Source organism: Streptomyces sp. NPDC090798 (assembly GCF_044768965.1).
Taxonomy (GTDB): Bacteria; Actinomycetota; Actinomycetes; order Streptomycetales; family Streptomycetaceae; genus Streptomyces.
On sequence record NZ_JBIVXA010000001.1, the window covers coordinates 319518 to 339199 of the forward strand.

Annotated in this window: 14 protein-coding genes; 8 read left to right on the forward strand and 6 right to left on the reverse strand. The window is 70.7% G+C overall.

All coding sequences use genetic code 11. The features are described 5' to 3' along the window. Nucleotides 1-118 precede the first annotated feature (118 nt). Nucleotides 119-1123: an agmatinase gene (speB, locus tag ACIQTP_RS01355; protein ID WP_402041415.1), complete on the forward strand. Its 1005-nt coding sequence runs from the start codon at nucleotides 119-121 to the stop codon at nucleotides 1121-1123. Then, the gene (locus ACIQTP_RS01360; RefSeq protein WP_403395146.1) at nucleotides 1120-2802 is read left to right on the forward strand and encodes a thiamine pyrophosphate-binding protein; all 1683 of its coding nucleotides are present in this window, start codon (nucleotides 1120-1122) and stop codon (nucleotides 2800-2802) included. Before speB ends, ACIQTP_RS01360 begins: the two co-directional genes overlap by 4 nt. A 312-nt stretch (nucleotides 2803-3114) precedes the next feature. Here the strand turns inward: ACIQTP_RS01360 and ACIQTP_RS01365 are convergent, their stop codons facing one another. Both ACIQTP_RS01365 and ACIQTP_RS01370 read right to left on the reverse strand, forming a co-directional pair. Continuing rightward, on the reverse strand, nucleotides 3115-3918 hold the full coding sequence (locus tag ACIQTP_RS01365) for an endonuclease I family protein (RefSeq protein WP_402041424.1): 804 nt from the start codon (nucleotides 3916-3918) through the stop codon (nucleotides 3115-3117). A gap of 200 nt (nucleotides 3919-4118) precedes the next feature. After that, entirely contained in the window at nucleotides 4119-6419 is a 2301-nt protein-coding gene (locus tag ACIQTP_RS01370; RefSeq protein WP_403395148.1) for a glycosyltransferase family 39 protein, read from the reverse strand. 257 nt (nucleotides 6420-6676) lie between these two features. On the opposite strand from ACIQTP_RS01370, the gene ACIQTP_RS01375 reads away from it, so the two are divergent. The 3 genes from ACIQTP_RS01375 to ACIQTP_RS01385 all read left to right on the forward strand — a co-directional run bounded on the left by ACIQTP_RS01375 (nucleotide 6677) and on the right by ACIQTP_RS01385 (nucleotide 11762). Next, nucleotides 6677-7615: a serine hydrolase gene (locus ACIQTP_RS01375; protein WP_403395150.1), complete on the forward strand. Its 939-nt coding sequence runs from the start codon at nucleotides 6677-6679 to the stop codon at nucleotides 7613-7615. 44 nt (nucleotides 7616-7659) lie between these two features. Further along, nucleotides 7660-7830, forward strand: a complete 171-nt coding sequence (locus tag ACIQTP_RS01380; RefSeq protein ID WP_403395152.1) for a hypothetical protein — start codon at nucleotides 7660-7662, stop codon at nucleotides 7828-7830. 200 nt (nucleotides 7831-8030) lie between these two features. Next, on the forward strand, nucleotides 8031-11762 hold the full coding sequence (locus tag ACIQTP_RS01385; RefSeq protein WP_403395153.1) for an ABC transporter ATP-binding protein: 3732 nt from the start codon (nucleotides 8031-8033) through the stop codon (nucleotides 11760-11762). Between the two features lie 19 nt (nucleotides 11763-11781). Here ACIQTP_RS01385 and ACIQTP_RS01390 read toward each other — a convergent pair whose 3' ends face one another. Continuing rightward, the gene (locus ACIQTP_RS01390) at nucleotides 11782-12258 is read right to left on the reverse strand and encodes a hypothetical protein (protein WP_352046936.1); all 477 of its coding nucleotides are present in this window, start codon (nucleotides 12256-12258) and stop codon (nucleotides 11782-11784) included. A 230-nt stretch (nucleotides 12259-12488) separates the two neighbouring features. On the opposite strand from ACIQTP_RS01390, the gene ACIQTP_RS01395 reads away from it, so the two are divergent. Both ACIQTP_RS01395 and ACIQTP_RS01400 read left to right on the forward strand, forming a co-directional pair. Continuing rightward, on the forward strand, nucleotides 12489-12815 hold the full coding sequence (locus ACIQTP_RS01395; protein ID WP_403396061.1) for a hypothetical protein: 327 nt from the start codon (nucleotides 12489-12491) through the stop codon (nucleotides 12813-12815). A 107-nt stretch (nucleotides 12816-12922) separates the two neighbouring features. Further along, nucleotides 12923-14371 carry a S28 family serine protease gene (locus tag ACIQTP_RS01400; protein WP_403395156.1) on the forward strand — a complete coding sequence of 483 codons (1449 nt, stop codon included), beginning with the start codon at nucleotides 12923-12925 and terminating at the stop codon, nucleotides 14369-14371. Nucleotides 14372-14439: 68 nt separating this feature from the next. Here ACIQTP_RS01400 and ACIQTP_RS01405 read toward each other — a convergent pair whose 3' ends face one another. Beyond that, nucleotides 14440-15072 carry a hypothetical protein gene (locus tag ACIQTP_RS01405; protein ID WP_403395158.1) on the reverse strand — a complete coding sequence of 211 codons (633 nt, stop codon included), beginning with the start codon at nucleotides 15070-15072 and terminating at the stop codon, nucleotides 14440-14442. A 159-nt stretch (nucleotides 15073-15231) separates the two neighbouring features. Continuing rightward, nucleotides 15232-17055, reverse strand: a complete 1824-nt coding sequence (locus tag ACIQTP_RS01410) for a glycoside hydrolase family 3 protein (RefSeq protein ID WP_403395160.1) — start codon at nucleotides 17053-17055, stop codon at nucleotides 15232-15234. A 396-nt stretch (nucleotides 17056-17451) separates the two neighbouring features. On the opposite strand from ACIQTP_RS01410, the gene aroA reads away from it, so the two are divergent. Beyond that, nucleotides 17452-18693, forward strand: a complete 1242-nt coding sequence (aroA, locus tag ACIQTP_RS01415) for a 3-phosphoshikimate 1-carboxyvinyltransferase (RefSeq protein WP_403395162.1) — start codon at nucleotides 17452-17454, stop codon at nucleotides 18691-18693. Here the strand turns inward: aroA and hemC are convergent, their stop codons facing one another. Then, nucleotides 18694-19629, reverse strand: coding sequence for a hydroxymethylbilane synthase (hemC, locus tag ACIQTP_RS01420; RefSeq protein ID WP_403395164.1), 936 nt, complete (start codon nucleotides 19627-19629; stop codon nucleotides 18694-18696). Between the last annotated feature and the right edge of the window lie 53 nt (nucleotides 19630-19682).

The following is a 19682-nucleotide window of genomic DNA, read 5'->3' on the forward strand; positions in this document are numbered from 1 at the left end:
TGGGGTCCGCGACACTGGAAAAGCACCACCTGTACGACGCATCACCTGTACGACGTATCACCCGCACCACGTATCACCCGTACCACGTATCACCCGTACCACCTGGAGGAGTCCGACGATGAGCAGCACCGAGTACCCGGCAGCAGGCGGCAGCCAGCCACGCGGCCCCGTCGACTCGTCCCGCGTCCCGCGGTACGCGGGCCCCGCGACCTTCGCCCGGCTGCCGCGCCTCGACGAGGTCGGCAGCGCCGACGTCGCCGTGGTCGGCGTGCCCTTCGACTCCGGGGTCTCCTACCGGCCGGGCGCCCGCTTCGGCGGCAACGCCATCCGCGAGGCCTCCCGCCTGCTGCGCCCGTACAACCCGGCGCAGGACGCCTCCCCCTTCGCCCTCGCCCAGGTCGCCGACGCCGGTGACATCGCGGCGAACCCGTTCAACATCAACGAGGCCGTGGAGACGGTCGAGGCCGCGGCCGACGAGCTGCTCGGCACGGGCGCCCGTCTGATGACGCTGGGCGGCGACCACACCATCGCCCTCCCGCTGCTGCGCTCCGTCGCCAAGAAGCACGGCCCGGTGGCCCTGCTCCACTTCGACGCCCACCTCGACACCTGGGACACCTACTTCGGCGCCGAGTACACGCACGGCACCCCGTTCCGCCGGGCGGTGGAGGAGGGGATCCTGGACACGGAGGCCCTCTCCCACGTCGGCACCCGCGGCCCGCTGTACGGCAAGCAGGACCTCACCGACGACGAGAAGATGGGCTTCGGCATCGTCACCTCGGCGGACATCTACCGCCGCGGCGCCGACGAGGTCGCCGACCAGTTGCGCCAGCGCATCGGCGACCGCCCGCTGTACATCTCCATCGACATCGACTGCCTCGACCCGGCGCACGCCCCCGGCACGGGCACACCGGAGGCCGGCGGCATGACCTCCCGCGAGCTGCTGGAGATCCTGCGCGGACTGTCCTCCTGCAACCTGGTCTCCGCGGACGTGGTCGAGGTCGCGCCCGCGTACGACCACGCCGAGATCACGGCCGTGGCCGCGTCCCACACGGCGTACGAACTGACGACGATCATGTCCCGCCAGATCGCGGCGGCCAGGGCTCAGGAGGCCGGGAACAAGTGACTCACGACCACGACCTGGTGCTCCGTCCGTCAGCGGCGCAGACGGAGGCCGCGCTGAATCCGCCCCCCGGCCGCAACGGCGGAGACCTGGTCGTGGAGACCCTCTCCGGTCTCGGCGCCACGACCGTCTTCGGCCTGCCCGGCCAGCACGCGCTCGGCATGTTCGACGCCCTGCGCCGCTCCTCGTTGCAGTACATCGGCCTGCGGGTGGAGAACAACGCGGGGTTCGCGGCCGACGCGTACGGCCGCATCACGGGCGAGGCCGCGCCCCTGCTGCTCTCCACCGGCCCCGGAGCGCTGACCTCCCTGGCCGCGCTCCAGGAGGCCGCCGCGGCCTCCGCCCCCGTCCTCGCCATCAGCAGCCAGGTCCCCACCGCGGGACTGGGCGGCGGACGCCACGGCTATCTGCACGAACTCCCCGACCAGCAGGCGTCGTTCAGGGGTGTCGTCAAGTCCGTCCACACGGTCCGCACGCAGTCGCAGATCCCCTCCGCGATCGCGGAGGCCTGGGAGTCGGCGCTGACCGCCCCGCACGGCCCGGTCTGGGTGGAGATCCCGCAGGACGTCCTGCTCGCCGAGACCCACCTGCCGCAGGTCACGGCGATGGACGCGACCCCGGAGGACGTCCTCCCGCGCCCCGAACTGACGGCGCTGGCGGCCCACTTGCTGTCCTCGGCGGCCCGCCCCGCGATCATCGCGGGCGGCGGGGTCGTACGGTCGGACGCGTCCGGCAAGCTGAAGTCGCTGGCGGAGAAGCTGAACGCGCCGGTCGTCACCACCTTCGGCGGCAAGGGCGCCTTCCCCTGGACCCACCCGCTCTCGCTCCAGTCCTGGCTGGAGGACCGGCACACCACGGACTTCCTGGAGGACGCGGACGTCCTGCTGGTCGTCGGCTCCGGCCTCGGTGAACTGTCCTCGAACTACCACACGTTCAAGCCCCGCGGCCGGGTCGTCCAGATCGAGGCCGACCTCGGCAAGCTGGAGTCCAACTACCCGGCGATCGGCATCCACGCGGACGCCAGGCTCGCGCTCTCCGCGCTCCTGGAGACCGTCGAGGAGCGCCCCGACCCGACGGCGGCGGACCGCGTACGCGTGCTGCTCGACCGGGTGGGGGAGCGTATCGCCGCCCAGGAACTCACCCTGGAACAGGAGGTGCTGGCGTCCGTACGCAGGGCCCTGCCGTCCACCTCCCCGTCCTTCTGGGACATGACCATCCTGGCGTACTGGGCGTGGTCCGCCTTCGACCCGCGCGGGAAGAACACCATGCACTCCGCCCAGGGCGCCGGAGGCCTCGGCTACGGCTTCCCGGCGGCCCTCGGCGCGGCGGCGGCCGATCCCACCCGCCCGGTCCTCGCGGTCTCCGGCGACGGCGGCGCGTTGTATTCGATCGCCGAACTCGCCACGGCGAGGCAGTACGACCTGAACGTCACCTGGCTGATCGTCGACGACGGCGGCTACGGCATCCTGCGCGAGTACATGACCGACGCCTTCGGCCAGGCCACGGCGACGGAGCTGACCCGCCCCGACTACGTGGCGCTTGCCGAGTCCTTCGGCGTCCCGGGGATCCGTACCAGCCCCGAGACACTGGAGGAGGACCTGGCGAAGGCCTTCGCGAGCCCCGGCCCGTCCGTGGTGCTGCTCCCGGCGGTGCTGCGGATGTTCGCACCCACCCACCTCTGAAGCCGGGGAATCGGCGTATCCATTTGTGTCTTCTGCGTGAGGAGATGCGGCAGTGGATGCGGAGCTCGCGCAACACGGCGAGACGCGGGCGCCGGTGAGCAGTACGGCCGCGCAGCGTCTTCAGGCGGAGGTCTCCACATCCCCTCCACCGCTGTCCGTGTCCGGCGAGACCCGGTTCTTACGGGGGACAGCAAAGAACTTCCGCTGCCCAAGGACAGGCGGTGCGACGGGAGATCCGCCGACGGAGGATGTGACGGAACCCCTGGTGGTGCACCAGGAGTTCCGTCGAGAGCTCAACCAGCGCGCGGCCGTCTACCAGATCGCGTCGACCCACTCCGGGTGGTCGATGAACGGGTTGCGGTTGTGCTGGTAGCTGTCGTAGATGACCTGGTTGCGCTTCTCCTCGAAGGCGCTCGGCGGGTCCTCGTCGCTCCACGCCTTGAGCACGGAGAGCTTGCCGATGTACGGGTTGCTTCCGTTGTTCACCTTCTCGTTGGGCTCGAGGTCGGCGAAGCCGTCGTCGCCCTCGTAGCGCACCGCCATGTAGAGGATCATGCGGGCCACGTCGCCCTTGTCCGCGTCGCGCGGCTCGAACGAGTCGGAGTCGGTGAGACTGCCGCCCCCGCCGCTGACCGTGCTGCCGCCGTTGTCGAAGTCCTTGTTGCCACGGATGCTGTTGACCTGGACGTCCGCGGGACGCAGGTGGTGCAGGTCCGTGCCGGGACCGGTCACCTCGCCGAAGTCGCCGTGGGACTTGGCCCACACGTGCTCGCGGTTCCAGTCGCCGACGTCTCCGCCGTTGAGGGACTTGGCGCGCGAGGTGCCGCTGTACAGCAGGATCACGTTGTTGCTGTTGTTCGGGTCCTGGTCGGTGACCATGAGCGCGTTCCAGACCGCGGAGTACGAGATCTTGGTCTGGCTGCTGATGATCGTGTGCAGCGAGGACTTCAGGCTGCTGCCGGTCTTGCCGACCGCGTTCTTGTAGTACGTGCTGTCGTACGCGGTCGTCGTGGCGCTCGCGGGAGTGGCGGTCATCGTCGGCAGGGTGAGGCCTACCAGGACGGCTGAGGTGGTCAGCGCCAGCGTCTTCCAGCGGCGTATGTGCGTGGCGGGCATGGTGGGGGCGTCCGTTCTACGCGGGTTGATCGAGCGGGCAACCGGAGCGTGACATGGACATGCGTTTCAGGGAATGAACGGAGCGTGTCGGTTGCGTGACGGAAACCGGCAAGTCGCTTGCAGCGCAAGCGATGTGACACACCAAAAGGCCCCTGGCCATGGGTTACATGGGCAGGGGCCTTTTGGTGTCCGAGGTCCGGTCAGTTCAGGTCGGACGGGTCCAGGCGGTAGAGCGTCGACGTCTGGCTGTTCTGTGCCGTGGCGTCGGACTCGGAGCCGGAGCCGGAGGTCGAACTCGAACTCGAACCGGACGACGAGGACGACGAGGTCTTGGTGTACGCGCTCGCCTTCACCACGGTCGCGTTCTTCTCCACCCAGGCGGTGATCTGCGAGTTGAGCGTGTTGTCACCGCCCATACCGCCGCCCATGCCGCCGCCGAGCTGGATGTAGTGCAGCTCGCCCTTCTTCACCAGCTCCTTGAGCTTGGCCGGCGTCATGGCCTTGTCGGAGCCGGTGAAGCCGAACATGGAGATGACGGGCTTGCCCGTGCTCACGATCAGCGACGAGGCGCTCTGCGAGTTGGACACCGCGAGCAGCCACTTGGCGCCGTCCTGGTGCTTCTCCAGGTAGGCGACCAGTTCGCTGCTGGTCTCACCGCCCATGCGGCCACCGCCGAAGCCGCCGGTACGACCGGCCCGGCCGCCGGTGCCGGTGTCGGTGCCGCTCGGGGGAGTGCCGCCCGGCTGGCCCTCGGCGCCGTTCGGGGGCGTGCCGTTCTGGCCACCGGCCTGGGCGCCACCGGGGAACTCCCCGTTCGCGCCGCCCGGGAAGCCGGCCTCGGGGGCGCCTTCCTGACCGCTCGCCTGACCGCCCTGCCGGGTGCCGCCGAAGCCGCCCCGGCCGCCGCCGGGACCGCCGCCGCCGAAGCCGCCGTTGCCGGTGGACGGACCGGCGGTCGGGTTGGTGCCACCCATGCCGCCGCCCGCACCGCCACCGGCGCCCGCGGGTACGGCGATCGCGTACGCCGCGGGACCCGCGAGGGCCGCGACGAACGCCGCCGCCACGGACGCGGCCAGCAGCCGTACGCGATGGCCGGAGCGGAAGACGAACAGACCCACGATCGCCAGCGCCATGAGCACCGCAATGGCCGGCCACAGCCAGCTGTTCCAGCCGGAGGCCCGGCGCAGCAGCTCGACCGCCCAGATGCCGGTGACCGCGAGTCCGGCGGGCAGCACCCAGGACCAGCGCGTGTCACCGCCGCGGAAGGCGCGAAGGAGCATCACGCCACCGGCGCCGGTGAGGGCCGCTATACCGGGGGCGAGCGCGGTCGTGTAGTACGGGTGCATGGTGCCCTCGGCCATGCTGAAGGTCAGGAAGTGCAGCAGGGTCCAGCCGCCCCACAGCAGCAGCGACGCGCGCGCCTGGTCGGTGCGCGGGGCGCGGCCGCACAGCACCAGGCCGGCGACGAACGCGATGCCCGCGAAGGGGAGCAGCCAGGAGATCTGGCCGCCGAGGATGTCGTTGAACATCCGGCCGAGGCCCGCGGTACCGGCGAAGGTGCCGCCGCCTCCGCCGCCGCCCGCGCCTCCTCCGCCGCCCGCGCCTCCTCCGCCGCCGTTGCCCTCGCCGCCGAGGACGCGGCCCAGGCCGTTGTAGCCCATGATCAGGTTCCAGGCGCTGCCGTCCGTCGAACCGCCGATGTACGGGCGCTCGTCTGCGGGCACGAGGGAGACGGCCGCCGCCCACCAGAAGCTGGACACGGCCAGGGCCACGGTCGCGAGCAGCAGGTCGCGGACCTTCCGCGCCCAGCCGAGCCGTGACGCGTACAGATACACGGCGAAGACGGCGGGCAGGGCGATGTAGCCCTGGAGCATCTTGGTGTTGAAGGCGAGTCCGAAGCACACCGCCGAGCCGAGGAGCGGCAGCAGCTTGCCGTCGCGGGCGGCCCGCAGGCCCAGCGCGGCGGCCGCGACCATCAGCAGGACGAGGGTGGTGTCGGGGTTGTTGTCACGGTTGATGGCGACGGTGATCGGGGTCAGGGCGAGGACGAGCGCGGCCACGGTGGCAGCCGCGTGCCCGAAGGCCCGCTTCACCGAGGAGTGCAGGATCCAGATCGTGCCGAGCGCGGCAGCGATCATGGGCGCCATCATCTGCCAGGTGCCGAAACCGAAGATCCGGCAGAACAGGCTCATGATCATGAGCGCGAACGGCGGCTTGTCGACCGTGATGAAGTTGCCCGCGTCCAGCGAGCCGAAGAACCACGCCTTCCAGCTGTGCGTGCCACTGAGCACGGCGGCGCTGTAGAAGCTGTTCAGGCTGGAGGACGACAGGTTCCAGGAGTACAGCACCGTGGCCAGCGCCATGATCGCGATCAGGGCGGGGAGGGACCAGCGGGGCGCGGCGGGGGTGGGCGACGGCTCCTGGGGCGGCTCGGCGGCCGGTGCGCCGGGGGCCGCGGAGGGGCCGGGGGCCGGGGGCAGTGGGTCGGTGGCAGATGTCACCAGTGCACCTTGCACACCGCCGATGGGTACGGGCTGTGCTGTGTCTGGGGGCGAGCTGTGGATGGATGAGATGCGGGTAAGAGAGCCGGCCGCCCACCACTCCCGCGGCAGCTCTCCGTGCCTTCAGGACGGCCCCCTCGCCACCCCGAACCCTTGTCCGCAGAATGCGCGTACAACTTTCGGTCACTCACACGAGTCATGAGAGACGAGTGCGCCACGGGCGCGCTCGTATTGGTTCAAGGGGATGGGGAACCTCCATGACTCACCGGATATCCCGGCGTGCCCGCGTGCTCGCGGCGAGCCTCGGCGCCGGGGTGATCGTGCCGTTCGCGGCCGCCGCCGCACCGGCCGCCGCCGCCACGGCACCGCAGGTCAGCTGTACGTCGAGCAAGACGGGCCTGGCCGCCAAGCTGCAGAAGGACATCACCACGGCGCTGAAGGGCCGCGCCGGCACCGTCGGCGTCGGTCTCTACGACCGTACGACGAAAACCACCTGCACCCTGCGGAGCAGCACGGCCTACGACTCCGCCAGCGTCGTCAAGGCCACCGTGCTGGCCACGCTGCTGTGGGACGCCAAGAAGCACAACCGGTATCTGACCAGCCGCGAGCAGACCCTCGCCACGGCCATGATCACCAAGTCGGACAACGACGCCACCAGCACGCTGTGGAAGCAGCTCGGTGTGACCAAGGTGAAGGGTTTCCTCACCGCCGCCGGGATGACGCAGACCAAGCCGGGTGCCAACAACTACTGGGGTCTCACCCAGATCACCGTCCGGGACGAGCAGAAGCTGCTCGCGCTCCTCACCGCCAAGAACTCCGTGCTGAGCGACAACTCCCGCGCCTACGAGCTGAAGTTGATGGGCAAGGTCATCTCCTCGCAGCGCTGGGGCACCCCGGCCGGAGCGCCCTCCTCGGTCGCCGTGCACGTCAAGAACGGCTGGCTGTCGCGTGCCACGCACGGCTGGCGCGTGCACAGCGTCGGCACCTTCAACGGCGCCGGCCACGACTACATGATCACCGTGCTCACGCAGGACAACAGCACCATGCAGTACGGCGTCAACACCATCCAGGCCGTCGCCAAGGCCATTCACAAGGACCTGGTGCCGGCGCCCTCCACGACCAGCGCGAGCGTGCAGCGGTACGTGCCCACGAGCACCCCCCAGGAAGCGATCCCGGCGGTGCCGTCCGCGGGCTGACGCTTCACGAGGCGGTCTCCCGCGCGTCACCCGGCCGACCTGCCGTGACCGGCACGCGCCCGAGAACCGCACTCGCCACCGTCACCGCCGGCCTGGCGGCGGCCACGTCCCTGACCGCCGCCGCCGGGCCCGCTGTCGCCGACACCCGTACCTGCTCGCCCGCCGTCGCGATCACGAGCCACTCCGACGCCCTCGACAAGGCCTCGCCGACCTAGTGAACTGTCCTTCACCGGGCGCCCAGGCCAAGCAGCCCCCGCCCAACTCGCTCCTCGACGACATCGAGGGTCACCCGCCCGTACTCCCTGAGCGCACGGCCGCCACACACGGTGAGCGGCTGATTATTGCGGAGGGATGAAATCCGCTTCTTTCAGCGTTGGTGTCTTCCGGTGGAGTGAGATCTACGGAAGGCACTGGCGTGGTAGTGGAGCAAGGGGACAAGGGCGGCTGGGCGCAGCGGCTCGCCGGGTACGCGTGGCGGTACCCGAAATACGTCCTGCTCGCGCTCGGCTCCTCGCTCGGTGGCATGGCGGTCCTGGCGGTCGTCCCGCTGATCACCAAGGTGATCATCGACGACGTCGTCGGGAACCACACCAGGGCCATGGCGCCCTGGGCGGGCGCGCTCATAGCCGCCGCCGTCCTCATCTACGTCTTCACCTACATCCGCCGCTACTACGGCGGCCGCCTCGCCCTCGACGTCCAGCACGACCTGCGGACCGATATGTACGGGACGATCACCCGGCTCGACGGACGACGCCAGGACGAGCTGTCCACCGGCCAGGTCGTCGGCCGTGCCACCAGCGACCTCCAGCTGATCCAGGGCCTGCTCTTCATGCTCCCGATGACCATCGGGAACGTGCTGCTCTTCCTGATCTCCCTCGGGATCATGGCCTCGCTGTCCCTGCCCCTGACCCTGGTGGCGCTCGCCGTCGCCCCCGCACTCTGGGTCGTCGCCAAGCGCAGCCGCACCAAGCTGCACCCCGCCACCTGGTACGCGCAGGCGCAGGCCGCCGCCGTGGCGGGTGTGGTCGACGGCGCCGTCAGCGGTGTACGCGTGGTGAAGGGCTTCGGGCAGGAGGAGCAGGAGACCGGGAAGCTCCGGGACGTCGGGCGGCGGCTCTTCGCGGGGCGGCTGCGGACCATCCGGCTCAACGCCAAGTACACCCCGGCCCTCCAGGCCGTGCCCGCCCTCGGCCAGGTCGCGATGCTGGCGCTGGGCGGCTGGCTCGCCGTACGGGGACAGATCACGCTCGGCACCTTCGTCGCGTTCTCCTCGTACCTCTCCCAGCTCGTGGGACCCGTGCGGATGCTCGCCGTGGTCCTCACCGTCGGGCAGCAGGCACGCGCGGGCGCCGAGCGCGTCCTCGAACTCATCGACACCGAGCCGTCGATCAAGGACGGCACCAAGACCCTCCCGGCCGACGCGCCCGCGACCGTCGAGTTCGACGACGTGTCCTTCGCCTACGAAGACGGCCGGCCGGTCCTGAACGGGCTGAGCTTCGAGATCCGGCCCGGCGAGACCCTCGCCGTCGTCGGCTCCTCGGGGTCCGGCAAGTCGACGGTGTCGCTGCTGATGCCCCGCTTCTACGACGTCACGCACGGCGCCGTCCTCGTCGGCGGCCACGACGTCCGCGAGCTGACGCAGGAGTCGCTGCGCGCCGCGATCGGCCTGGTCCCCGAGGACTCCTTCCTCTTCTCCGACACCGTGCGCGCCAACATCGCCTACGGCCGCCCGGACGCCACCCAGGAGGAGATCGAGACCGCGGCCCGCGCCGCGCAGGCGGACCGTTTCATCACCGAGCTGCCCGAGGGTTACGACACCAAGGTGGGCGAGCACGGCCTCACGCTCTCCGGTGGCCAGCGCCAGCGCGTCGCCCTCGCCCGCGCCATCCTCACCGACCCCCGCCTGCTCGTCCTCGACGACGCCACCTCCGCCGTGGACGCCCGCGTCGAGCACGAGATCCACGAGGCCCTCAAGGGGGTCATGGAGGGGCGTACCACCCTCCTCATCGCCCACCGCCGCTCCACCCTCAACCTCGCCGACCGCATCGCCGTCCTGGACGGCGGCCGCCTCGCGGAGATCGGCACCCACGAGGAACTCCAGCAGCGCTCCCCGCTGTATCGCCGGCTCCTGACCGACCCGGACGAGCTGGGCGGTGTCTCGCCCGGTCACGCCCAGCCCGCCGTGCCTCAGGAGGACACCTCCGTACGGGACGAGCTGGACGCCGAGTTCGACGCGGAGCGCGGGGTCACTCCCCACCTGTGGACCGGCGACCGGGAGCCCAAGGACAACGCCCTGTCCGGCATGCCCGCCACGCCCGAACTCCTCACCCTGGTCGAGGCGCTGCCCCCGGCCACCGAGACCCCCGGCATCGACGAGGCGCGTGCGGTCAGGCCCGAGGAGTCGTACGGGCTGCGCAGGCTGCTGCGCGGCTTCGGTCTCCCGCTGCTCGTCAGCCTGGGGCTCGTGGCCGTGGACGCGGGCATGAGCCTGCTGCTGCCCGTGCTGATCCGCCACGGCATCGACCAGGGTGTGTCCCGGATGGTCCTCGGCGCGGTGTGGGCCGCCGCGATACTGGCGCTGGTCACCGTGCTGGTCCAGTGGGCCGCGCAGATCGGTGAGACCCGGATGACGGGCCGGACCGGCGAGCGGGTCCTGTACTCGCTCCGCCTGAAGATCTTCGCGCAGCTCCAGCGCCTCGGGCTCGACTACTACGAGCGGGAGCTCACCGGCCGGATCATGACCCGGATGACGACGGACGTCGACGCGCTGTCGACGTTCCTCCAGACGGGCCTGGTCACCGCCTTCGTCTCGGTCGTCACCTTCTTCGGCATCATGGGCGCGCTGCTGGTGATCGACGTACAGCTCGCGCTGGTCGTCTTCATCACCCTTCCGCCGCTGGTCATCGGCACGTTCTTCTTCCGCCGGGCGAGCGTGAAGGCGTACGAACTCGCCCGCGAGCGGGTGTCCGCGGTCAACGCCGATCTCCAGGAGTCGGTCTCCGGACTGCTGATCCTGCAGGCGTTCCGGCGCGAGCGCTCGGGCCGGCAGCGGTTCGCGGAGGGCAGCGACAGCTACCGCAAGGCGCGCATCCGCGGCCAGTGGCTGATATCGATCTACTTCCCCTTCGTGCAGCTGCTGTCGTCGGTCGCGTCGGCCGCGGTGCTGATCGTGGGCGCGCACCGGGTGGACGCCGGCACCCTCACGACGGGCGCGCTGGTCGCCTACCTCCTCTACATCGACCTGTTCTTCGCGCCCGTGCAGCAGCTCTCGCAGGTCTTCGACGGCTACCAGCAGGCCACGGTCTCGCTGGGCCGCATCCAGGAACTGCTCCAGGAGCCGACCTCGACGAAGGCCGCCGACGCACCGCTGGAGGTCCTCTCCCTGCGGGGCGACATCGCCTTCGAGGACGTCGCCTTCGCCTACGGCGATGACGAGGAGGCGCTCAGCGGCATCTCGCTGAGCATCCCCGCCGGACAGACCGTCGCCTTCGTCGGTGAGACCGGCGCGGGCAAGTCCACCCTGGTGAAGCTGGTCGCCCGGTTCTACGACCCGACGGGCGGGCGGGTGACGGTCGACGGCACGGATCTGCGCTCGCTCGACCTGACCTCGTACCGGCACCGGCTCGGCGTCGTCCCCCAGGAGGCGTACCTCTTCCAGGGGACCGTCCGGGACGCCATCGCCTACGGGCGCCCCGACGCCACCGATGCCGAGGTGGAGGCCGCGTCCCGCGCGGTCGGCGCCCACGACATGATCGCCACGCTCGACGGCGGCTACCTCCACGAGGTCGCCGAACGCGGTCGCAACCTCTCCGCCGGCCAGCGCCAGCTGATCGCGCTGGCCCGCGCCGAACTCGTGGACCCGGACGTGCTGCTCCTCGACGAGGCGACGGCGGCGCTGGACCTGGCGACGGAGGCCCTGGTCAACCAGGCCACCGACCGCCTCGCCGGCCGCCGTACGACCCTCGTCGTCGCCCACCGCCTGACGACGGCCGCCCGTGCCGACCGGGTCGTGGTCATGGACCACGGCCGCGTCGCCGAGGACGGCACCCACGACGAACTCCTCCAGCGAGGCGGCCACTACGCGGAGTTGTGGAGGACGTTCGTCGGGGCCCCGGAGGAGGAAGAGCCGGTTCCTTCGACGGCCTGAGCGGTGTGCCCCGGACCTCTCAGCTCTTCGCCTTGATGTCGGAGATCTTCTTCGTGGCCAGGTCCGACTGCACGGTCAGATAGGTGTACGTGGGGTGCTGGGCGGAGCCCCAGGTGAGGCGCACCGTCGACCAGGTGTGGCCCGCGCCGCTGTCTCCCGCCGTCACCTTCCACGCCCGCGGCACGTCCTGCGCGCGCAGCACCCCGTCGGCGTGCTCGCGGCTCTCCCACTTCGCCAGGCGGGTGCGGAGATCCTTGGTCAGGTAGAAGGTGCGCAGCTGGGAGCCGAGGTGACCGCTTCCCTCGTCGGTGACCGCGTCGATGTAGGCGCCGTAGAAGTCGGCCACCCGGTCGTAGGCGGGACCGTTGGCGCCGCTGCGGGCGGGCGGGGGAGCGCTGGAGCCGGCGAACGCGGGCACGGAGGCACCCGCCGTGGCGAGGAGCGCCGCGGCGACGAGCGCGCCGACGGCCGTGCGTGAACGTGACGTGCGGGACATGGATGAGCACCTTTCGTTCGTTTTTCTGACCAGTTGGACACCGAACAAAGGGGTGCGGTTGCCCCAAACACGGAAGAAAACCTCTCTCGGGTGAAGGCAACCATCCGATGTACGTCCTGCGTCCGTACACCAGTACGCTGAATGGCCGGGGGAGGACGACAGTGGACCGTGGTGGTGCGATACGCCGGCGCCTGGCGCTGGGCCTTGCGGTGTTGACCGCGGCTGGGCTGATGGCGTTGATGAGCCCAGGCAGCGCGCAGGCGGCCGACTCGTACTGCTCGGGTCGCAAGGTCAGAACGCTCACCTTCTCGACCGGCTCCGTCCAGATCTACAAGCGCGACGGCTATGTCTGCGCGATGACCGTCCCCAAGCAGCAGCAGTCCCGCAAACGGTCGATGTCCGTCAGCGTGCAGGCGCGCGGCAACCGGCCCGTGGTCGACCAGGGCAGCTTCTCGCACCACGCGGGCCCGGTGACCGTCCACGCGGGCCACCGCTGCGTCCGCGTCAAGGGCTCGGTCGACTCGGGTTCGGTGAGCTCGAGCTGGATCCTGTGCTGAGCCGGCCGAGACACGGCCTTCCCATAGGGTTTTCCCCATCTCCCCTGGTGCGCCTGTGAGTTGCTCCGATAGCTTCCAGCGCACATCCGTTTCACAGGGGAGTGTGCATGCGCAAGGCGCTCAGATGGCTGCTGGCGCTCACGGTGCTGATAGGCACGTTGAGCACGGCGGGGGCGGCCACCGCCGCCCAGCCGGAGGCCGCACCAGGCACCACAAGCACGGACACCGACATCAAGGACAGGCTGCTCGCGATACCGGGCATGAGCCTGATCGAGGAGAAGCCGTACACCGGTTACCGCTTCTTCGTCCTCAACTACACCCAGCCGATCGACCACCGGCACCCGTCCAAGGGCACGTTCCAGCAGCGGATCACCGTGCTGCACAAGGACGTCTCCCGCCCGACGGTCTTCTACACCGGCGGCTACAACGTCTCCACGAACCCCGGCCGCCGTGAGCCCACCCAGATCGTGGACGGCAACCAGGTCTCGATGGAGTACCGCTTCTTCACCCCGTCCCGGCCGGACCCGGCCGACTGGTCGAAGCTCGACATCTGGCAGGCGGCCAGCGACCAGCACCGCATCTTCGAGGCACTCAAGCCGATCTACCGCCAGAAGTGGCTCTCCACGGGCGGCTCGAAGGGCGGCATGACCGCCACGTACTACGAGCGCTTCTACCCGCGCGACATGGACGGCGTCGTCGCCTACGTCGCCCCCAACGACGTGGTGAACAACGAGGACTCGGCGTACGACCGCTTCTTCAAGAACGTCGGCACCAAGGAGTGCCGCGACAAGCTGAACGCCGTGCAGCGCGAGGCGCTGGTGCGGCGCGCACCGCTGGAGAAGAAGTACGAGGCGTACGCCGCCGACAACGGCTACACGTTCACCACCATCGGAGGCCTCGACAAGGCGTACGAGGCGGTCGTGCTCGACTACGTGTGGGGCTTCTGGCAGTACAGCCTGCTCTCGGACTGCGCCTCGATCCCGGCCGACGCCGCCCACGCCACCGATGACGCGATCTGGGACTCCGTCGACACCATCTCCGGCTTCTCGGCCTACACCGACCAGGGCCTGGACACGTACACGCCGTACTACTACCAGGCGGGTACGCAACTCGGCGCGCCCACGATCCACTTCCCGAACATCGAGAAGAAGTACATCCGCTACGGCTACCAGCCGCCGCGGAACTTCGTGCCCCGCTCGATCCCGATGAGGTTCCAGCCGTGGGCCATGGCGGACGTGGACTCCTGGGTCCGCCACCACGCCGACCACATGCTGTTCGTCTACGGCCAGAACGACCCCTGGGGCGCGGAGCGCTTCCGGCTCGGCAAGGGCGCGCGCGACTCGTACGTCTTCACCGCCCCCGGTCTGAACCACGGTGCCAACGTCGCAGGACTCGTCCCCGACGAGAAGGCCCTCGCGACGGCCCGCATCCTGGAGTGGGCGGGTGTCGCCTCGGCGACGGTCCGGGAGAACCCGTCGGCGGCCAGGCCGCTCGCGAAGTTCGACGCGAAGCTGGACCGGCGCGACGTCGAGCGCGAGCCCGCGCTGCGACCGTAACCCGGTTCACCGGCTGTAACCCGCTTCAGCGGCTGCAACCCTTTTCACCGGCTGCGTCCGCCCCTCGGCTACACCGGGCGGGCGCAGCCCACCGGTTCACTTCCGCCCAGTTGGACATAGAGGGCCGTGGACGACGGACACCTGGCGCGGTCGAGGACCGCCGACGTCACCTTGTACTCCGGGGGCTTCCTGCCCTTGCCGTCGCACGCGGTCTCCCGCACCTGCCCGTCACCGGAGCTGTAGACGCAGTCGCCGACGATGGTGCGGGGACCACCGCCCCCGCCCGGATCGCCGGGATGCGGAGCCTCCAGCTTGCGCATGCAGGCGTAACCCTGGGGGACGACCCCATCGCCGTTCTCGTCCGAGGCTGGCCGGGTCTCGCTGATGTGCAGCACGAAGTCCGTGGTCGCGGGGCACAGTGGCCCGTCGGCCACCTTGCCGTCGTAGCGGGCGACCACCCGTGCGGCGGCCCGTTCGCTGCTGCAGGGCACCTCGGTGAAGCTGGTCGTCCCGAAGGAGCTGCACTCGTCGACGGCGAGGAACACCGCCCCGTACCCCGAGGGCTGTGCCGACGTCGACCCCGCGCTGGGCTCGGCGCTCCCCGAGCCTGACCAGCGGTCGCATCCCGCGAGCGCGGCGACGGCCAGCAGCAGTGCGCACACCACCCCAACGCAACGCCGACCCGACGAGCTGGCTCGCATGGCTTCCCCCCGATACCCCCGCCCAGCGTGACCCGTCGCGACGGGCACACGCCAGACATCCGGGGCGCTTTGCGTCCTTTGGGGGTGGTGCGCCGGGTGTGCGGCGTACGGCGTGTACGTCAATCCCCACCCGGCGCAGTACGTCGGCCCATACCGGACCTAGTACGTCAATCCGTACCCGATCGGATACAGCGCCTTCGCCGGGTCGTCCGCCCGCTGCACCTCCACCGGCAGCCTCCCGCGGGGCCTCGCGCTGCCCGCGATCACCCGGGCGGCGGCGCGCAGTTCGACGTCCGTCCAGGAGTAGGTCGCCAAGTAAGCGCGCACGTGAGGGAGTTGAGCCACGTCGTACGGGTTGCGGATCGCGATCGCGACCACCGGGACGCCGGTGGCGACGAGCCGCTCGACGAGGGTCTTCTGCGACCCGGTCGCCGTCACGTTGTACGTGCCGACGACGACCGCGTCCACGCCTCCGGCCGCCGCCACCGCCTGGTCGATGATCGCCGCGGAGGGCGCCGTTCCGGTGGACAGTGCCGTCGCCGTGAAACCCAGCTCGGTGAGGGCGGTCGCGAGGACGGTCGTGGGCGGCCCGTCGGTACCGGACGGCGAGGCGGGATCGGCGCCCACGACGAGGACGCGCGGGGTGCGCCGGCGCGAGAGCGGGAGCAGGTGTTCCTCGTTGACCAGCAGTGTCGTCGTGCGCTCGGCGATCCGGTCGGCCGCCCTGCGATGGGTGGCGGTGCCGACCGTGCGGTCGACGCCGGTGTCGCTGACGTACGGATTCTCCAGCAGGCCCAGCTTGGCCTTGAGGCGCAGGACGCGCAGGACGGACTCGTCGAGGCGGGCCTCGGTGAGCTCGCCGCCGTGCACGGCGTTCAGGACCGCGTGCCAGGCCACGTCGATGGACGGCGGGTTGAGGAGCTGGTCGGCACCGGCCTTGAGCGCCAGTACGGGGACGCGGTCGTCGCCGTACTTCGTCCGGACGCCCTCCATCCCGAGCGAGTCGGTCACCACGAGCCCGTCGTAGCCGAGTTCCTCGCGCAGGATGCCGGTGAGGATCGGGTGGGAGAGCGTCGCGGGGTCCCCGGACGGGTCGAGGGCCGGGACCATGATGTGGGCGGTCATGACCGAGTCGATGCCGGCGCGGATGGCGGCCCGGAAGGGCACGGCGTCGAGGGCCGACCACAGCTCGCGGCTGTGTGTGATGACGGGGAAGCCGAAGTGGCTGTCGACGGCGGTGTCCCCGTGCCCCGGGAAGTGCTTCGACGTGGCCGCGACCCCGGCGCTCTGATAGCCCTTCACCTCGGCCGTCACCAGCCCGGCCACGGCGTCCGGATCGGCGCCGAAGGAGCGTACGCCGATGACCGGGTTGGCCGGGTTGACGTTCACGTCGGCGACCGGGGAGTAGTCCTGCCGGATGCCGAGGGCGCGCAGCTCGGCGCCGCCGAGGCGTCCCACCGTACGGGCGTCCTCCCGCGAGCCGCCCGCGCCCAGTGCCATCGCGCCCGGGAACAGCGTCGCGGGCTTGCCCACCCGGGCCACTATTCCGTGCTCCTGGTCGGTGGAGATGAGGACGGGCAGGCCGCGCGGCTGGTCGAGGGACACCTTCTGGATGCCGTTCGAGAGGGCGGCGATCTGGTGCGGGTCGCGGGTGTTGTGCGCCCAGGTGAAGTAGATGATCCCGCCGACGCGGTACCTGGCGATCAGCTCGGCGGCCGTCCTGACGCCGAGCTCCTTCAGGTTGGCGTCGATGTCGGCCTGGTCGGGCGCGGTGGCCGAGTGGCCGTACACCCGCATCACGAAGAGCTGGCCGACCTTCTCCTCCAGCGTCATACGGGAGACGAGAGATCGGAGTGACGCTTTGTCAGGTCGGTCCTCGGCCGCCCGGACGGAGGTGGTGCTCAAGGTCAGGGCCGCGGTGGTCCCGGCGGTGGCGGCGAGAACGGTACGTCTGGACGGTCTGGCGGATCTCGATGGCCCCACGTGCGCTCCTCCCTCATGAAGGAAACTTCCGAGGAGTCACGAATATCCGGGAAGTTTCTTCCAGTCAAGGGTGTGCACAGTATCCCGGGGAGGGGCCGTCACCGGCGCAGTTGGAGGGGGGCGCGCCGGTGACGGCGTGCTGCCGGCCGCAGGCGGCGGAGAGGGTGGTCAGCGTTCGCAGCCAGCAGCGAGGCCGACACCGCTCTGCGGAGACTCATCCGGCAGTATGCGGATTGGACGAACCGGTGCGGGTCGGGGTTCCCCGGTTTCTGCCGGTTCGGGGAATTGGTGCGGGTGGGGCGAACGGGTGGGACGGTTCGACGCCGGGCTCGCACAGACAGGTCCATTTGGCGGACGCTCCCGCGCCGGAGCAGGTCGGGAAGCCAGCATGAGGACATGGCCGTCGTCGACATCCCCGGTTCCAAGTCCATCACCGCGCGTGCGCTCTTCCTCGCGGCGGCGGCCGACGGGGTCACGACCCTCGTACGGCCGCTCCGGTCGGACGACACGGAGGGCTTCGCGGAGGGCCTGACCCGGCTCGGCTACCGCGTCGGCCGCACCCCGCACGCCTGGCAGATCGACGGCCGCCCCCAGGGCCCGGCGGCCACCGACGCCGACGTGTACTGCCGCGACGGCGCGACCACCGCCCGCTTCCTGCCGACCCTCGCCGCCGCCGGACACGGCACCTACCGCTTCGACGCCTCCCCGCAGATGCGCCGCCGCCCGCTGCTCCCGCTCACCCGCGCCCTGCGCGACCTCGGCGTCGACCTGCGGCACGAGGAGACGGAGGGTCACCATCCGCTGCGGATCGCGGCGGCCGGCGTGGAGGGCGGTGACGTGACGCTCGACGCGGGCCAGTCCTCCCAGTACCTGACCGCCCTCCTGCTGCTCGGCCCGCTGACCCGCAAGGGCCTGCGCATCCACGTCACGGACCTGGTCTCGGCGCCGTACGTCGAGATCACGCTCGCGATGATGCGGACGTTCGGCGTGTCCGTGCGCCGGGAGGGTGAGGTGTTCGTGGTCCCGCCCGGCGGCTACCGCGCCACCACCTACGCCATCGAGCCCGACGCCTCTACCGCGAGCTACTTCTTCGCCGCGGCCGCCGTGACGGGCCGCGAGGTGACGGTCCCCGGCCTCGGCACCGGCGCGCTCCAGGGCGACCTGGGCTTCGTCGACGTACTGCGGCGGATGGGGGCGCGGGTGGAGGTCGGCTCCGGCGGGACGACGGTCGCCGGCACCGGCGAACTGCGCGGCCTCACGGTCAACATGCGCGACATCTCCGACACGATGCCGACGCTGGCCGCGATCGCGCCCTTCGCCTCGGGCCCGGTCCGCATCGAGGACGTCGCCAACACACGCGTGAAGGAGTGCGACCGCCTGGACGCCTGCGCGGAGAACCTCCGGCGGCTGGGCGTACGGGTGCGGACCGGGGCCGACTGGATCGAGATCCACCCGGGTGCGGATACCGTGCCGGGCGCGGAGATCAAGACCTACGGTGACCACCGCATCGTCATGTCCTTCGCGGTGACCGGGCTCCGCGCGCCGGGCGGCGTCTCGTTCGACGACCCCGGCTGCGTACGGAAGACGTTCCCCGCCTTCCACGAGACCTTCGCCGCCTGGGCCGGCCCGCTGGGGTGATCAGTGGGGGATGTCGTCGATCAGTTCGCGGGCGCCCTGGCGCAGCAGGGCGACGGCGACCGACGTGCCGAGGGTCGCGGCGTCGAGGCGGCCCGCCCACTCGTGCGCGTTCAGTACGGTCTTGCCGTCCGGGGTGAACACGCAGGCCCGCAGGGACAGTTCGCCACTGCGGTCGGCCTTCGCGAAACCGGCGATCGGTGAGTTGCAGTGGCCCTGGAGGACGTGCAGGAACATCCGCTCCGCCGTGGCCTCGCGATGCGTGTTCGGGTCGCCGAGGTCGCTGATCGTCTCGATCACCTCGGTGTCGCCCTCACGGCACTGCAGGGCGAGGATCCCCGCCCCGATCGGCGGCATCATCGTCTCGGTCGACAGGACCTCGCTGATCACGTCCGCCCGGCCGATCCGCTCCAGCCCCGACATCGCCAGCAGCAGCGCGTCCGCCTCACCCGCGGCCAGCTTCTCCAGCCGCCGGTTGGCGTTCCCCCGGAACGGCACGCACTCCAGGTGCGGGTGCGAGGCGGCCAGCTGAGCGACCCGCCGTACGGACGAGGTGCCGATCCGCGTACCCTGCGGCAGCTCGTCCAGCGTGAGCCCGTCCGGGTGCACGAGGGCGTCCCGGATGTCGTCCCGTGCCAGGAACGCGGCGAACATCGTCCCCGCCGGGAGGGGACGGTCCGCCGGGATGTCCTTCACGCAGTGCACCGCGAGATCGGCCGCGCCGGCCAGCAGCGCCGCGTCGACCTCCTTGGTGAACGCGCCCTTCCCCTCGACCTTGGCCAGGTCGCCCATCCACTTGTCGCCGGTCGTCTTCACCGGCACGACCTCGGTACGGATGTGCGGATGGAGCGCGCCCAACTCGGCACGGACGCGCTCCACTTGGGCCAGGGCCATGGGCGAGTCGCGGGAGACGATACGGATCAGTTCCGGTGCCGACATGCGGTCCACGATAGCCCGTCGGCGAGGTGCGGCGGGCCGCGGGAAGCCGGCCC

What these genes read in the sequence shown, in the direction of transcription:
- ACIQTP_RS01405 (WP_403395158.1), bottom strand. Translation starts at nt 15,072, where the DNA reads ATGCGAGCCAGCTCGTCGGGTCGGCGTTGCGTTGGGGTGGTGTGCGCA.
- ACIQTP_RS01390 (WP_352046936.1), bottom strand. Translation starts at nt 12,258, where the DNA reads ATGTCCCGCACGTCACGTTCACGCACGGCCGTCGGCGCGCTCGTCGCC.
- hemC (WP_403395164.1), bottom strand. Translation starts at nt 19,629, where the DNA reads ATGTCGGCACCGGAACTGATCCGTATCGTCTCCCGCGACTCGCCCATG.
- aroA (WP_403395162.1), top strand. Translation starts at nt 17,452, where the DNA reads ATGGCCGTCGTCGACATCCCCGGTTCCAAGTCCATCACCGCGCGTGCG.
- ACIQTP_RS01365 (WP_402041424.1), bottom strand. Translation starts at nt 3,918, where the DNA reads ATGCCCGCCACGCACATACGCCGCTGGAAGACGCTGGCGCTGACCACC.
- ACIQTP_RS01400 (WP_403395156.1), top strand. Translation starts at nt 12,923, where the DNA reads ATGCGCAAGGCGCTCAGATGGCTGCTGGCGCTCACGGTGCTGATAGGC.
- ACIQTP_RS01395 (WP_403396061.1), top strand. Translation starts at nt 12,489, where the DNA reads ATGGCGTTGATGAGCCCAGGCAGCGCGCAGGCGGCCGACTCGTACTGC.
- ACIQTP_RS01375 (WP_403395150.1), top strand. Translation starts at nt 6,677, where the DNA reads ATGACTCACCGGATATCCCGGCGTGCCCGCGTGCTCGCGGCGAGCCTC.
- speB (WP_402041415.1), top strand. Translation starts at nt 119, where the DNA reads ATGAGCAGCACCGAGTACCCGGCAGCAGGCGGCAGCCAGCCACGCGGC.